The sequence below is a fragment of the Streptomyces coffeae genome, assembly GCF_016741875.1.
GTDB classification, from domain to species: Bacteria; Actinomycetota; Actinomycetes; order Streptomycetales; family Streptomycetaceae; genus Streptomyces; species Streptomyces coffeae.
On the sequence record NZ_JAERRF010000002.1, the window covers coordinates 39,399 to 53,618 of the forward strand.

The window sequence follows — 14,220 nt, forward strand, 5'->3', positions numbered from 1 at the left end:
CCCGAGCCGGAGACGGGTCAGGTCTTGCTGAGCAGGATCGTGATGGTCGCCAGGATGGCCGCCAGCACCAGCGCCGCCACCCCGTAGACCAGTCGCTGCGAGCGCAGACCGGGGATCAGTGCGTCGATGGAGATCCGGCCCGCGCCGCTGAGTGCGAGCCCGGCCGCGCCGACGCCGATGAGCAGCGGAAATTCAAAGCCGCCGAACAGACCGAGCTCCCAGGACGCGGCCACGGCGTTGGCCATCGTGCCCGCGACGGCGGCACCGGCGAGCGGGGTGATCAATCCCACCGCAATGCCGAGACCGCCGAAGGTCTCGATCAGCCCGCAGATGACCGCCATCGCCTTCGGCGCCGGATAGCCGAGGTGCCCGAAGGCCACGGCGGTCCTGTCGATCCCCGGACCCTCCCACCAGCCGAACAGATGCTGTGCGCCGCGCGCGGCGACGATCAGCCCGACGCCGAGCCGCACCACCAGCAGACCGACGTCATGGGCGGTGAGTACGGCCGCGGTGGACCGGGAGGCGTGCGCGTGGGCGGGGCCCGCGGCCGGTTCCGATGAGGCGGCGTTTCCGTGAGAAGAAGACATGGCGCCCTCGTCTGGTCGGGCCCGGCGGGCTCGCCGAGCCGGATGTGCGCTATGCACCTTAAGTACTTTTTATTCCACCGGGCGGGTGGCTTCAATCCGTCCCCCGGTGTCCCCCATGAGAAGAACGGAACCCGGCCCGGCCGAGCGATGTCGTCCCGTGCGGTGATGGGCCCCCGACCACGCCTCAGCCACCGGTCCGCATGCGCCGCCGCCAGGGCCGTAGCCCGAGCCCGAGCAGCCGGGCACCGGCCGGACGGCAGAACGCGGCGTGCGTCAGGGCGTCGCTCAGGGTCGGGGCCGACACCGGGGCGCCGCTCGGCCCGGCGACCGGACCTCACCGGTGTGAAGAGGGCCGGTGGGCCGGTGGGGAGAACGGCGATCGGTCAGCGGCGGGGCGGCAACTTGTGCAGCTCCACGGCGGTCAGCCGTCCGGCCTCGATCTCGGCTGTCATGAACGTGCAGTACGGCTGTGTGCGCCGGTCCGTGGGGGAGCCGGGATTGAGCAGCCGCAGCCGCCCGTCGTCCGTGGTGGAGTCCCACGGGATATGGCTGTGGCCGAACACCAGCACATCCACATCGGGGAACCGCTCGGCACAGCGCCGCTCCCGCCCCTGCGCCGCCCCGGTCTCATGCACCACACCGAACCGCAGCCCGTCCAGTTCCACCCGGGCCACCTCGGGCAGCCGCGCCCGCAGCTCGGGCCCGTCGTTGTTGCCGTACACGCCGAACAGCCGGGTCGACCCCGCTTCCAGCAGATCGAGGGTGGCGGTGTCGACCCAGTCACCCGCGTGGAAGACCACATCGGCGTGCGGGAGTTGCTCCAGCAGCTCCTGAGGAAGTGCCTTGGCTCGCCGGGGCAGATGGGTGTCGGACATGAGGAGGAGACGCACAGAGCGACCGTAGCGCGCGGATCACCGCTCCCGGTGCTTTCCGGTGGGTGTCCGACCGAGATGAAATAGTGTGCCAAGCGGACATCGACGCACGGGGAGGCGGCCATGGCGGACACCACGGGGGACCGGTATCCCCGGCCGCCGGTCTCGGCGGCCGAGGCCGAGTGGGTGTGGCGGCTGCTGTCCGTCCAGGCGCTGGAGGAGGGCGCCACACCGGAGACGGTGCGGCTCGCGGTGGTGGTGGGGCTCGCCCGGGCCGGTGGCGCCCGCTACGGGGGCCTGTTGCGCTGCACGGTCGGGGCGCTCGACCTGGACGCCGGATGGGTGACGCTCGAACACGGCAAGCACCGTGTGCCGCGCCGCCACGGCCTGGACCGCGGCACGGTCCTGGTCCTGCGCCGCTGGCTGCTGGTGCGTCAGGAGCTCTGCGCCGAGTTGGAGGGCTCGGTGCCGAACGCGCTGCTGCTGACGGTGCACCACACCCATGACCACGGAGTGACCGTGGCGGCCGGGCTGCCCATCACCCGGCAGGGACTGGTGCTCTCCTGGCGCCGGTTCGCCCATCGCACCAACGCCCGGTACGCGGCCCGGCGACCGCCGCTGCCCACCCGCTTCGAACAGGTACGCCGCGCGTGGGACACCTGAGCACGGGACGCCCGAGGGGCGGGGCCGCCCGCGCGGCCCCGCCCCCGCCGTCGGTTACGCGGCCCTGCTCGACGCCGCCGCCACCGCGCGAGCGGTCACGCTGAAGCGCGCCTGTGCCGTCGCGCCGTTGACCTTCACCGTGAGCGTGGCCGTACCCGGGCGCAGGCCGGTGAGCGTGCCGCTCACCGGGTTGTACGCCGCCACATGACGGCGCCCGGCCTGGGACGCATCGCCGATGTACACGTTGGGCGATCCACTCCAGTCGCTGCTGACGGGGAACCGGACCGGCACCCTCCGGGCGCTGGGCCCCTCGCCCTGGATGACGTCGGCCGTGACCGTGGCGTCCTGCCCGGTGCGCAGTTCGGCCGGGGCGGTCACGGTCAGCCCGTCCGTATGCGGCCGGGTCTGGACCGACACCCAGTCGGGCCCGCCCTTCCACGGCGCGCGGCGGTTCTCCGCCTGCACCTTCGACGGCACATGGTTCACCCCGACCATCGACCAGCCGGTGAAACCGCCCCGGTCGGCCGGAGCGGCCGGGTACTTGCCCGAGTTGCCGTTGATCAGATACGGGACGCCGTCCACCCGTGAGGCGTGGAAGGTGCCGACATGGCTGCCGATGAACGCCGCGCCCTTGCCGGTGGTCCGGCGGAAATCGGCGAGCCAGTTCTCCAGCAACGCGGCCTCCTTGCGGTCGCTCAGCCGGCTGCCCTGCTGTGGGGTGGGGTCGCGCGGCGGAACGTGCGTGATCACCATGACCGAACCGACGCTCCGATCGCGGGCGGCCGCCTCCAACTGGGCGCGCAGCTCCTTGATCTGGTCGAAGCCCCCGCCGCGCAGCCCGAGACTGGAGGTGTCCAGGGTGATGAAACGGGTACCCCGGTGGTCGAAGGTGCGGTGCGCGGGCCCGAACTCGGCTGTGAAGTTGTCGATCCGTCCGCCCATGACCTCGTGGTTGCCCGGTACGTAGGTCCAGGGCACGGCATCACCAAGTTCCTGCGTCAGTACCGTACGGGCGAAGGAGAGGTCCTGGGGCGAGCCCTCGTCCACCAGGTCCCCGTTGACGACGAGGAAGTCGGGCCGGGCCGCCTTGATCTCCCGCAGGGTGCGCCGGGCCTGGGCGACGATCGGGCTGTTCGGCTCGCGCGCCACGAACTGCGCGTCCGACATCACCGCGAACCGCCAGTCGCGTCTTCCGGTCCGCGCCGCGCTGTCGATCAGCGGATCGGGGTCGGTCTTCTCCGCGGGCAGTTCGACGGCGGGCGGCACCCGGGCGGTGAGGTCGTCGATGACGATGCCGCCGGTGTACTGCCGGGCCGGGCCGGTCTCGGCGAGATAGAAGCGGTTGACCGTCAGCGGATAGGCGACCCCGGCCGGTACGGTGAAGTCGACATGTCGCCATCCGGTCCAGGTCACATACGGGCCGCGCAGCAACTGGTCCGAGCCCGCCGCGTCCTTCAGATGCAAGGTCGGCCATGCGCCCTTGCCGTCCCCCTTGATCCACAGGCCGAACGACTGCGGCTGGCCCTCGACATCGATCGGCCGTGGCGGGGTGACATAGGCGGCGCGGGTGGCGGTCGACTGGGTGAAGTCGTACGTCAGGCTCAGCCCGGTGCCGGTGTGCCCGTCGGGGGTGGCCTCGGCCGAACCGGAGGCGCGCGCCTGGCTGAAGCGCCACTCACCCGCGTCGTCGAAGGCGGCCTCCTGTCGCTCGCGCAGACCGACGGTGACGGCGAGCACGGTGCTGGTGTCCCCGACGCGGACCGTGACCCGGCCCGCGACCTCCTCGCCGCGCGCGGTGACGGTGAAGGTGCCGGTCGCCGGGTCCGGCGCGATGGTGAACAGCGAGTGGTCGTAGTCGAGATGGACATCGGACGGCTCGACGGGGGCACTGGCGCCGTGCGCGTCCAGGCCGACGATCCCGAAGCGGCCGGTGGCTCGCGCGTCGGCAAGGCCGAGCAGCCGGTCGGTGGGCCGGATCCGGTCGAGGCGGTCCAGCACGGTGAGTTCCCGTGCGCCGTGGGCCGTGCCGCGCCGGGCGGTGACCGTGGTCGTGCCGCCGTGGCGGGCGGTGAAGGTGCCGTCGGCGGCGACCCGTCCGACGCGCGGATCGGCCGTCCGCCAGTGCGGTGCCCCCTCCGCGGGACCGTAGGTCTCGTCGTAACCGGCGGCGGTGAGACGGCGGGTCAGCCCGGGGAAGACACGTTCGGGGTGGCCGCCGCGGACCGGGTCCACCGTGGGCGCGTCGACGGGGTCGGCCGCCGTCTCCACCCAGAAGCCCTTGAGCCGTCCGCTGCCGTCGGGGGCGGTGAAGGCCAGCCCGTTGGGTACGGTGCGTTCGCTGCCGTCGGAGGGGCTGTTCTCCACCCGGGCCCGGTCGCTGCCGGGTTCGCGGGCGACCAGGGTGGACGAACCGCCGCCGTCGAGGTTGAGCGCGCCGTAGGAGCCCGCCTCCTTCATCATCAGGCCCAGTTCGGTGAGGGTGACCCCGCCGCTGTCGGCCTGCCGTCCGTCGACGGTGATGACCTGCATATGGCGGCCGTCCCGGGAGAAGCCGACGGCCGTGCGGGGGGCGGCGGTGTTGTTGCCCTCGCCCTCGTGGCCGATGGGCTTGCCGTCGACGACGAGCAGTTCGCGGCCGCTGACGGCGGTGCGGGGGAGGTCCCCGTCGGCCGCGCGGGGCCGGTACGCCATGTCCACGCTGTCGCCGACGGCCAGTGCGGAGAGGGCGTCGGCGCCCTCGTCCCGGCCGACCAGCAGGGTGGTATCGGCCGGGATGGCGCCCTTGCCGGGGGCCGATGCCGCCCGGCCGACCTTGCCGTCCACGACGGCCACCTCGGCGGTGCGCCGTGCCCCGTCCACGGTCTGGGCCCGGTTCGCCTCGCCCCACTGGGCGTTGTAGGCGCCGATGCCGTTGGACGGCACGTTGGCGGCGTTGAGTGCGGCGAGCGGATGGTCGCCGTCCGGGAGGGTGAGGGTGCCGTCGAAGTAGAGCTGGAGGAGACGGCCCGCAGCCTGCGGGCCGATGCCGACGGCTTTGCCCGGACCCGCGGCGGACGCGGAGTTGACCAGCTGACCGTCACCGATGCCCGTGCCCTCGGGCGCTCCGGTCTGGTTGATGTCGAAGAAATCACCGTTGATCGCGGCCACCGTACGGCGGCCCGGCCCGGCGTTGTGCCCGGCGGCCAGTTCGGAGACGGCCGCGCGCTTGGCGACCTTGTCCGGGTGCAGATAGTCGACCTGTGAACCGGCGGTGAGGTCCACCGACAACGAGTCCACCCGCAGCCACTTGTCGGACTCCAGCCGGTCGTAGGAGGTCAGCTTGACCCCGGGGGCGACGGGACGTGAGGTGTGGGCGGTCTGCAAGCCGTCCCCGTCGGCCACGGACGCGGTGTCCGCGGCGCCCTTCTCGCCCTCCGCGGCGGCGGCGGGTGGCGGCGCGATCGGGCGCAGCATCTCGGCCGCGTCGCGGGCCAGGGGTTCGGGGGCCGGGGCGGGGGTGTTATCGGCGGTGGCCGGTCCCGCGGCGCCCGCGACGAGGGCGGCGACCGCGGCCAGAACCGCCAGGGGTCTGGTGAACGCGACAGGACGCATGGCAACTCCCTGAGGCCATGGGACTCGCGTGGTTCACACGCACAGCGCCCCAGCATCGCGGTGGAGTTGACCGCGCACCAGAAGGCGTCGGCGACGTCCTGGGGAACATCTGTCCGGGCTGCCCCGGACGGCTGCCGTGGGAGAGGCGTCAGCCGCTGGTCAGGGCGTCGAGATAGACCCAGGCACCCTCATGACGGGTGAACCGGCTGTTTTCCCGCAACTCACCCGCACGGCCGCCTTCGGCGTAGTGCGCGCGGAACTCCACGGTGCCGGTGGAGTGGAACGCCGTACCGTCCGTGGTGCCCAGGATCTCCAGCCCCGTCCAGCGCGTCCCGGCGTCCAGGACCACCCGCGGCGGCCGGGTGGTGGGGTGCCAACTGCGCAGCAGATACGCCTCGTCCCCGACGGCGAAGGCGCTGTAGCGCGAGCGCATCAGCTGCTCCGCGGTGGCCGCCTGGGCCGCTCCGCGGTGCAGCCGCCCGCAGCAGTCGTCGTACGGGGCGGACAGCCCGCAGGGGCAGGCCGTGGGGGTGGTGCGGCGAGGCGGCCGTGGCGGTCGCTTGCGTCGGGACATGGGTTCATTGTGACGGGTGGGACCGGTGGGGTCGTCCCGGGTGGGGTGTCACCTGGGACGACGGGGACTGGACAGTCAGCGGCCGGGGCCGGGGCCGCTCGGCGGGCCGGTCAGTGGGTCGGCAGATGACGGGCGAAGAAGGCGCGCACCCGCCCGCGCACGGCCGGTACCGAACAGGCCGGATCCACCGCGCCGATCAGCCGGACCCGTGCCTCGGCTGACATCAGCCCGGCGGCACACAGTTGGGGGAGGACGGCCGCGTAGTCGGTGAACACCCAGTGCGCCGCGTCGTCCAGGCGCGCCCGGGAGGCGCGTCCGTGCGAATGGGTCATCAGGGAGGACCAGGAGCGCTCCAGCGCCGCCCGCTCGGTGAAACCGTCGGTGTTCAGCAGAAGCAGTGGCCGGTCCGTGCCGTGGCGGGCGACCGGCAGCAGGTCCCCCGGCCGGTCCGGCCCGGACGGCGCCTCGTCCAGAAAGCCTTCGAGATTGACCGCGGCGGCGAGGCGCCGGTCCTCGTACAGGGTCTGGGCCGCCGTGGTGCCACCGGCCGAATGGCCGTAGACACCTACCCGCTCCAGGTCCAGCAACTCGGGCAGACCCTCCGGCAGCGGGCGGCGCTCCGCGTCGGGGTTGTGCCCCGCCGCCAGAGCCTCCAGCCGGTCCAGGACGAACCGGGTGTCGGCGATCCGGGTGGCGATCGCGGTGTGGAACTGGCGGGGATCCATCCGGGGGTCTCCTCGGAAGACGGTCTGGCGCAGCCGTCCGCGGTACGCGGCCGGGCGCGGGAAGACGACCTCGCTCGCGTCGCCGGGATGGTCGATGCTCACTACCACGAAGCCGTGGCTCGCCAGTTCCTCCGCGAGCCCCGTGCCCAGGGTGCGAGGGTCACCGCCACCGGGGCTGTACAGCAGCGCCGGGCGCGGTGCGCGCTGCGCGGGCGCGCCGATGTGCGCATGGGTCAGGGTGGCGGCCCAGTCCACACCCTTCGGCGGCAGCCCCGGACGCATCCGGGGCGCGGTCTGCCCGAACGAGCGGGCGGCGCGCGCGGTCATCTGGTGCGCCACCGGACGGGCGCGGCCGCCACGGGCCGGGTACCACACCGTCACCATCACCTCGCGGACCGGAATCCCGGCCTTCCACGGGTCACGGCGGGTGCGGTCGACCAGATGCAGCGTGGTGACCCCGATCCGGTGCGGACCCGTGGGCGCGGGCAGCTCTACGGTCATCACGTCGCCGCGGCCGGTCGGCCGGGCCTGGGCCGCGCCCCCGGCCCCGGCTCCGCTGAGCAGCGCGGCGGTGGCCAGTACGGCCGAGGTGGTGACGGTCCGCCGGCTCAGTCCGCCGCTCTCCCCGTCGATGACATCCTTGAACGACATGCTCGCTCCCTCTGTATCCCATCCGGCTGACCCGGTGTGATGCCGGTCCTTGTGCCGCCCGGCGGTGAGCTGAATCCTGTCCGTGGAGGGGAGGGACGGGCGATCGTTGAGGCCCTGGCCTCAAGGCTGGTGCGGCGCCGTCAGGGGGAGTAGTGATCCGGATCCATGGCACGGCCGCCGATGTCGCCCGGGTGCGGTTCGCGCCCCGGCCCGCCCCGTTGCAGGAGCTGAACGCGGCCCTGAGCATGATGTGCCGCGGGGACGGGGAACTGCTCTTCGGCCGCTGGAGGCGGCGGGCGCTGCGCTCCCTCCCGGCGGCCGTCGGGCCGCTGGGCGACCTGGTCCCGGCGGCGGTCGCGCCCAGCTTCCTCGATGTGTTCAGCGACAATCTCGACGAAGGTCTGGAGACCGTCCGGGCCACACCGCGCGAGCTGGTCCGCACCGAGCTCGAGCGGGTCTACGCCTCTCATCCGCGCCCGGCACCGCAGTGGCTCCACGATCTGCACCGGGGCGAGACCGGGGCCTGGCATCTGCTGCGCCGCGCCCAGCATTCGGCGTTCGAGACCCTGGTGCGCCCGGTGTGGTCGCAGGTGCAGGATCTGCACCGGGCGGAGTTCAGCCGTCATGCCCTGACCGTGGCCGAACACGGGGTCGGCACCGCGCTGGCGGCCCTTGTCCCCGGTGCCCGCTGGTGTGGGAGCGGCTGGGAGATCGGCGCGCCCGTGGAACGGGACATCACCCTGGCGGGCCGTGGCCTGGTGCTGCTGCCCACCTTCCACTGGACCGGGGGCCCGCTCCTCTCCGATCTGCCCGGCAGCCCGGTGACCCTGACCTACCCGGCCGGGCCGGGTGTTCCGCTGGTGCCACCTGCGGACGGGGCGGACGGCGACGCGCTGGCCGCGGTGCTCGGCCGTACCCGCGTCGAGATGCTGCTCCTGCTCGCGCAGGAGCACACCACCAGTGGCCTGGCCCGGCGGCTGCGAGTCAGCAACGCCACCGTCTCCGCCCACGCCGCCGCGCTGCGCGGGGCGGGCCTGATCACCACGGTCCGCGCCGGTCGTGCCGTGCTGCACCAACGCACCGCGCTGGGCGCCCTGTTGACGCGCCGCGATGGTTCACGGGACGGACCCTAAGCGCGCAGATGGGCCAGGAGGTCGTCGCCCGCCGGGAAGGGGCGCTCCTCGGGCAGCAGCGCGGCCGCCGCGTCCAGCTCGTCCTGGCGCACCAGCGCGTGGATCTCCTGGGCGAGCGGGGTGACATCGCTGATGGCCACCGTCCACTCGTCGGCGTACCGGCGGGCCGCCTCTTCCGAGAGCCCGAGCTGAAGGGAGCGGTAGGGCAGCGGAGACAGCCGCAGATCGCGCTCCGGGTCCCACTGGACGCGGCAGGGCGCCCGCCGCAACTGCCGCTTCCAGGACGCCTGATCGGGGTGCAGACCGCTGGCGTAGTGCGACAGGCAGGCGTTGCGCAGCGCCCATGCGAAGCCCTCGCGGGTGATCTCGATGGCGAGGACGGTCTCCTGCCCCTCCTTCTCACCCCAGCCGCAGCGGTACATCATCCACAGGAACGAGGGTTTGATCCAGGTCATCCGGTCGCGCTTCCAGGCGGCCGGGAACCGGCCGTCGCGGGCCGCGGGACGGCCGATGTGCGGGCCGTACGCCTGGTACACGGTGACCGTGGTGGCGGTGTGCAGCGCGCGGATCTCATGACGGGGCCGGTCGTGCCGTGGTTCTTCCGGCCCGTGGTGGTGCGGTTCTTCCATGGGCACCCAGGGTGGCCGGGTCCGGCACCCTCTGGCCACTGGTTTTCGACGCGGACCGGTCCTCCGTGCCGTGCTGCCGCCCGCTCGCCCCTTGTGCGTGGTCGGATACGGCTCATGGGTTCCCGACGCGATGTTCCGCACACCGCCCCCGCCCCCGGCGGAGCCGCCGCCCCGACCGTCGTGGGGGTGGATGCCTGTCCCACCGGATGGGTCGCCGTGATCCTCCGCGCGGGCGCGTTCGCCGGTGCCGAGACCGCCGGTGGACTGGCCGAACTGCTCCCCCGGGTGCCGGACGCCCAGGTGGTGGCCGTCGACATGCCGCTGGGGCTGCTGGAGACCGGTCTGCGACAGGCGGACACACTGGCCGTTTCGATCATGGCTCCGCACCGGTCCCGGGTCTTCCCGGTGCCGCCGAGCGAGGTGTGGAGGGAGGAGGACTACGCCGCGGCCAACCAGTGCTGCCGACGGCTCACCGGACGTGGAATCAGCCGTCAGACCTGGGGGCTCGCGGCCAAGCTGCGCGAGGCCAACGCCCACCGCGACGCCGGTGACTACCGGCTGCACGAAGTACATCCCGAGGTCTCCTTCGCCGCCATGAACGACTCCCAGCCGGTGGCCTGGAGCAAGAAGAGCTGGAACGGCCAGGCGGTGCGCCGCGGGCTGCTGGTCGGTGAGGGCATCGCGCTGCCCGATGAGCTCGGCCTGGCCGGACGGGTGCCGACCGACGACCTCCTGGACGCCGCCGCGGCGGCCTGGAGCGCCCACCGCATCGCGCGGGGCACCGCCCGGAGCCTGCCCGATCCGCCCGAGCTGACGGCCACCGAACTGCCCGTCGCCATCTGGTACTGACGCCCGGCCCGGCCCGACGGAGGCGGGAGGCCGCCCGAGCCGTGCCTCGGGCGGCCTCCCTTTTCCCCCACCCCCGGATGTGGTCCTCAGTGCCGTGGTCTCCACGGCGCCGCGGGGGTCAGCGGTGGATGCCGTGTGCGCGCAGGTAGGCGAGCGGGTCGACATCCGATCCGTAGCCCGGACCGGTGCGCACCTCGAAGTGCAGATGCGGTCCGGTGGTGTTGCCGGTGCTCCCCGAGCGGGCGATCCGCCGGCCCGCCTCGACGGTCTGCCCCGCGCGCACGTTCACCGCCGACAGATGCGCGTAGTGGGTGTACAGGCCCGCGGTGTGCCGGATGACCACCTGGTAGCCGAAGGCGCCGCCCCACCCGGCGGCCACCACCTTGCCCCCGGCCGCCGCGTGCACCGCGGTGCCGACCGGGACCGCGAAGTCCACCCCCGTGTGACGGCCGCTCGCCCAGCGTCCGCCGCGGGTTCCGTACGCCGCGCTGACCGGTGCGCTGACCGGGGCCACATGGCGGTTGGTGGCGGACTTCCGTACGGCCGTGTGGCGCGAGGCGGCCGAGGCGGCGCGCCGTGGCGCCGCCGTGTGGTGCGCGCGGCGCGGTGCCGAGGGGAGGGCCAGCCGCTGCCCCGGGCGGATGAGATCCGGATTCGCGCCGATGGTCGCGCGGTTGGCCTGGTAGAGGGCCCGCCAGCCGCCGCTGACGGAGGACCGCCGCGCGATGCCGGATAACGTGTCGCCGCGCACCACCGCGTACGACCCGGAGGTCGCGGGCCGCTTGGCGGGACGCTCGGCGCGAGGTTTCCCGGAGCCCTTGCCGGGGGGCTTCCCGGACGAGGTCGCGGAGCCCTTTCCGGAGGCCGCCGCGGACGGAGGGTGATGGGGTGCGGCCGGGCGCTCGGGCTGGTGTCCGGACGGCGGTTCGGCGCTCCGGGACCCGCCGCGGTTCGCCACCGCGGCGGGCGGGCCGGACCGCGTCAGCCGGCCGCGTACCGAGCAGACCGGCCAGGCGCCCGGCCCCTGCGCGGAGAGGACCGCCTCGGCCACGGTGATCTGCTGGCCCTTGGTGGCCAGATCGGCCCGCGGGGCGTAGGCGGTGCCGCCGTACGCGGCCCAGGTGTGCTGGGTGAACTGCAACCCTCCGTAGTAGCCGTTGCCCGTATTGATGCGCCAGTTGCCTCCGCTCTCGCACTTGGCCACCCGGTCCCAGGTGTCGACCGGAGCCGCCGCGGCGACACCGGTGCCGAGGATCGGCAGGACGATGCCGACGCTGCCCGCGGTCAGGGCGGCGCGCAGCGGGGAGACCCGGCTGGGCGCGGCGGGGCGACGGTGACTTCCTCGTACGGCCATGGGGCTGGTTCCTCTCCACAACGGCTCTCGACGCGCCCTCCGGAGGCCCCGGCGGGCGTTACGAGTACGGCAGCCGGGCTTGGGCGGTCACAAGGCGCAGGGAGCCTCATGGGCCGCCGTGCGCCGTCGGGTTCCACCCCCTGTGGGGCTGATGCTCCCTCAGTTGCGCATGGGCGGGCGCGTGGAGGGGCGGGGGCGCACGGACACGGCCGGCGGGGAGGGGGATGGGTCGTGGGGCCGGGTCGGTGGCCCCGGGAAGCGGGCGGTCCGGGGGCTGCTGGAAATGATTTTCGGGCCGTGGGTGGCGGGGGACGCTATTCCGCCGGATTGGTTTCTGGGCGATCCGTCGTGGATGCCCGGCGGTCGGCCGGGCGAATTGCGCGCGCGGGGCCAGTGGTTGGGTCTCGGCTCGGCACGCGGCTGGCCAATGCTGGGCCGGGTATGGGGCGTTCGCGGGGGACCGGATCTTCGGGAGCGCTATTGCGGCGGCTACCGGCCCAAGATCGGCCTGTTGGCGGACGGGGCCCGGCCGGTCGCGCGTAACCGCGCGGTTCCGCGTCGGAACAGGCCGTTCCTCGCTTCGCTCCGGGCTGCTGAAAGCGGGCGGGGCCGGGAGAGGGCGGAGAAGAGGCCGGAGGGCGAGAAGGCCGAGAAGGAGAGAGCGGAGAAGAGGGGAAGCGCCGGGAAATGGGACGGCCGCGCGGTACGGGGAGGTATCCGGGCCCCGGGAAGGCAAAGGCGGGCCGGGGCCGATGGCGCCGCGGGCGCGCGGACGTGGGAAGCGTTCACGGCCGAGCAGGTGACCGAGGCCGGCCGATGAGCGCCCCGGGGATCCGTACCGGACACCGGGTACCGCCCCGCGCGGATCCCGGGCGGGGTTCCCGCGGTGGGCGGGGTGGAATGCGGGCCCCGGCCGCGGAACCGGCGGGCGGTCCGGAGCCGCCGAACCCCGGCCAAGGCCGGGGGAGAAGGCGTACCGGGCGCCTGGCCGTGGTCAACCCCCTGGTGGGGATAGCGATTTGACTTCCCGTTTGCCACATGTCCGGCCGCGCATCGTCTCCCGTACCGCTCGTGTACGTGCGGTGGTTCTCCGGAAATCAGCGGGTCGGCAAGGTGCCGGGGAACTGGCGGAGAATCACATGGTCCGTGTATAGCGGGAACCACGTCGCCGGTCATATCATTGCCTCACCTCCACTTCTCCACCTCATCCCGGGGACCGCCCGCTGGCGCGGCCCCGAGCATTTCACCCCCTCGCCCCGCGCGATCGGGAGCCGAGCGACACCGGTGCCGTGATTTCCGTACGGCCCCGTGCACCGCTCGGGGAAACGGTGCGCCGGGGGATCACGGCCCCGGGGATGCGCAGCGCGGCTACGCCGTATGCCGGTCGTCAGGGATCCACCGCGCTCTGCCAATGGTCGTACCCGGCGCTACGTCCGATGGGTGGACACGATCGAGGGGGGCGCACAGGGGTCCCGGAGCATGCCATGACACGCCTGTCGAACCCCGGGCGGGGACCGTGCGGACCGTCCATGGCGCGGGCGGCCGTGATCCATACCACGACGGCCCGGTCGGCGCGGCGGGTAAAGTGCCCATGTGGCGAGAGTTGTTGAGCTGATCACGTATCCCATCAAGGGATGCGCCGGAGTGTCTCTGACCGAGGCGTCGCTGGCGGAGGCCGGCCTGCCGCACGACCGCGGTTTCATGGTCACCGACGAGGACGGAGTCTTCCGCACCCAGCGGCGGCATCCCGGGCTCGCGCTCATCCGCCCCCACGTCGCCCCCGACGGTGAGCGGCTCACCCTGTCGGCGCCCGGCGCCGAGGAGCTGAGCATCGGTGTCGACACGGTGTCCGCGCGGCGCGAGGTCGTGCTCTTCGGTTCGCCGTACCAGGGCATCGACCAGGGCGACGCGGTGGCCGGATGGCTGTCGGAGGTGCTGGGCGTGGCATGCAGGCTGGTGCGGGTGCCGCCGGAGCACGACCGGGTGGCGGACGGGCTCACCCCGGGCACCTCGGGCTACGCCGACAGCAACGCGGTGCACATCATCTCCCGGGCCAGCCTGGACGAGCTCAACCGGAGGATCACCGGCGACGGTGGCGAGCCGCTGCCGATGGCCCGCTTCCGGCCCAATGTGGTGGTCGACGGATGGACCGAGCCGCATACGGAGGACCGGGCCCGGCAGATCACCATCGGCGACACCGAGCTGGGCTTCGCCAAGACGGCCGTCCGGTGTGTGGTCACCATGGTCGACCAGGACAAGGGGGCCAAGGCGGGCCCGGAGCCGCTGCGCACCCTGGCCCGCTACCGCAGGTCCCCCGAGGGCGGTGGCACCCTCTTCGGCGCCAAGTTCTCCGTGACCCGTACCGGCACCATGGCGGTGGGGGACGAGGTGGCCGTCGGCAGCTGGGACGGGCCGCCCCCGGCGGAGTGAGACCGGTCAGACGTCCGCGCCCATAGGGGTCTCCTCGGTGCGCGGAAGCATGTCGTCACCGGGTCAGACCCGGGCAGCGGGCAGAACTCATCGGTCGTTCTGCTGTTCCGTCCCGACATCCTGATGCGGCACCGGGCCTCACCCCCCGATGATCGCCCCGTT

Annotated in this window: 11 protein-coding genes; 4 read left to right on the forward strand and 7 right to left on the reverse strand. The window is 73.3% G+C overall.

Going from position 1 to position 14,220, the window contains the following annotated elements:
- Positions 1-17 precede the first annotated feature (17 nt).
- Together JK363_RS02620 and JK363_RS02625 are read right to left on the reverse strand one after the other, a co-directional pair.
- Positions 18-587 carry a DoxX family protein gene (locus JK363_RS02620; RefSeq protein WP_201871040.1) on the reverse strand — a complete coding sequence of 190 codons (570 nt, stop codon included), beginning with the start codon at positions 585-587 and terminating at the stop codon, positions 18-20.
- Between the two features lie 383 nt (positions 588-970).
- Entirely contained in the window at positions 971-1,477 is a 507-nt protein-coding gene (locus JK363_RS02625; RefSeq protein WP_201871042.1) for a metallophosphoesterase family protein, read from the reverse strand.
- 105 nt (positions 1,478-1,582) lie between these two features.
- On the opposite strand from JK363_RS02625, the gene JK363_RS02630 reads away from it, so the two are divergent.
- Positions 1,583-2,122 (forward strand): tyrosine-type recombinase/integrase, encoded by a 540-nt coding sequence (locus JK363_RS02630; RefSeq protein WP_201871050.1) that lies wholly within the window; start codon positions 1,583-1,585, stop codon positions 2,120-2,122.
- A gap of 54 nt (positions 2,123-2,176) precedes the next feature.
- On the opposite strand, the gene JK363_RS02635 is transcribed toward JK363_RS02630, so the two are convergent.
- The 3 genes from JK363_RS02635 to JK363_RS02645 all read right to left on the reverse strand — a co-directional run bounded on the left by JK363_RS02635 (position 2,177) and on the right by JK363_RS02645 (position 7,663).
- Positions 2,177-5,713 (reverse strand): phosphodiester glycosidase family protein, encoded by a 3,537-nt coding sequence (locus JK363_RS02635; RefSeq protein ID WP_201871056.1) that lies wholly within the window; start codon positions 5,711-5,713, stop codon positions 2,177-2,179.
- Between the two features lie 148 nt (positions 5,714-5,861).
- Positions 5,862-6,287: a YchJ family protein gene (locus JK363_RS02640; RefSeq protein WP_201871061.1), complete on the reverse strand. Its 426-nt coding sequence runs from the start codon at positions 6,285-6,287 to the stop codon at positions 5,862-5,864.
- 110 nt (positions 6,288-6,397) lie between these two features.
- Positions 6,398-7,663: an alpha/beta hydrolase family protein gene (locus JK363_RS02645; RefSeq protein WP_201871063.1), complete on the reverse strand. Its 1,266-nt coding sequence runs from the start codon at positions 7,661-7,663 to the stop codon at positions 6,398-6,400.
- Between the two features lie 152 nt (positions 7,664-7,815).
- Here JK363_RS02645 and JK363_RS02650 point away from each other — a divergent pair, with 152 nt between their 5' ends.
- The gene (locus JK363_RS02650; RefSeq protein WP_201871065.1) at positions 7,816-8,796 is read left to right on the forward strand and encodes an ArsR/SmtB family transcription factor; all 981 of its coding nucleotides are present in this window, start codon (positions 7,816-7,818) and stop codon (positions 8,794-8,796) included.
- Here JK363_RS02650 and JK363_RS02655 read toward each other — a convergent pair.
- Positions 8,793-9,425: a DUF4291 domain-containing protein gene (locus JK363_RS02655; RefSeq protein ID WP_201871067.1), complete on the reverse strand. Its 633-nt coding sequence runs from the start codon at positions 9,423-9,425 to the stop codon at positions 8,793-8,795. The two genes, JK363_RS02650 and JK363_RS02655, sit on opposite strands and share 4 nt — an antisense overlap.
- 114 nt (positions 9,426-9,539) lie before the next feature.
- Here JK363_RS02655 and JK363_RS02660 point away from each other — a divergent pair, with 114 nt between their 5' ends.
- The gene (locus JK363_RS02660; protein ID WP_201871069.1) at positions 9,540-10,274 is read left to right on the forward strand and encodes a DUF429 domain-containing protein; all 735 of its coding nucleotides are present in this window, start codon (positions 9,540-9,542) and stop codon (positions 10,272-10,274) included.
- Positions 10,275-10,392: 118 nt separating this feature from the next.
- On the opposite strand, the gene JK363_RS02665 is transcribed toward JK363_RS02660, so the two are convergent.
- Positions 10,393-11,628: a transglycosylase family protein gene (locus JK363_RS02665; RefSeq protein WP_201871071.1), complete on the reverse strand. Its 1,236-nt coding sequence runs from the start codon at positions 11,626-11,628 to the stop codon at positions 10,393-10,395.
- 1,593 nt (positions 11,629-13,221) lie between these two features.
- On the opposite strand from JK363_RS02665, the gene JK363_RS02670 reads away from it, so the two are divergent.
- Positions 13,222-14,058, forward strand: a complete 837-nt coding sequence (locus tag JK363_RS02670; protein ID WP_201871072.1) for an MOSC domain-containing protein — start codon at positions 13,222-13,224, stop codon at positions 14,056-14,058.
- The last annotated feature ends 162 nt before the right edge of the window (positions 14,059-14,220 follow it).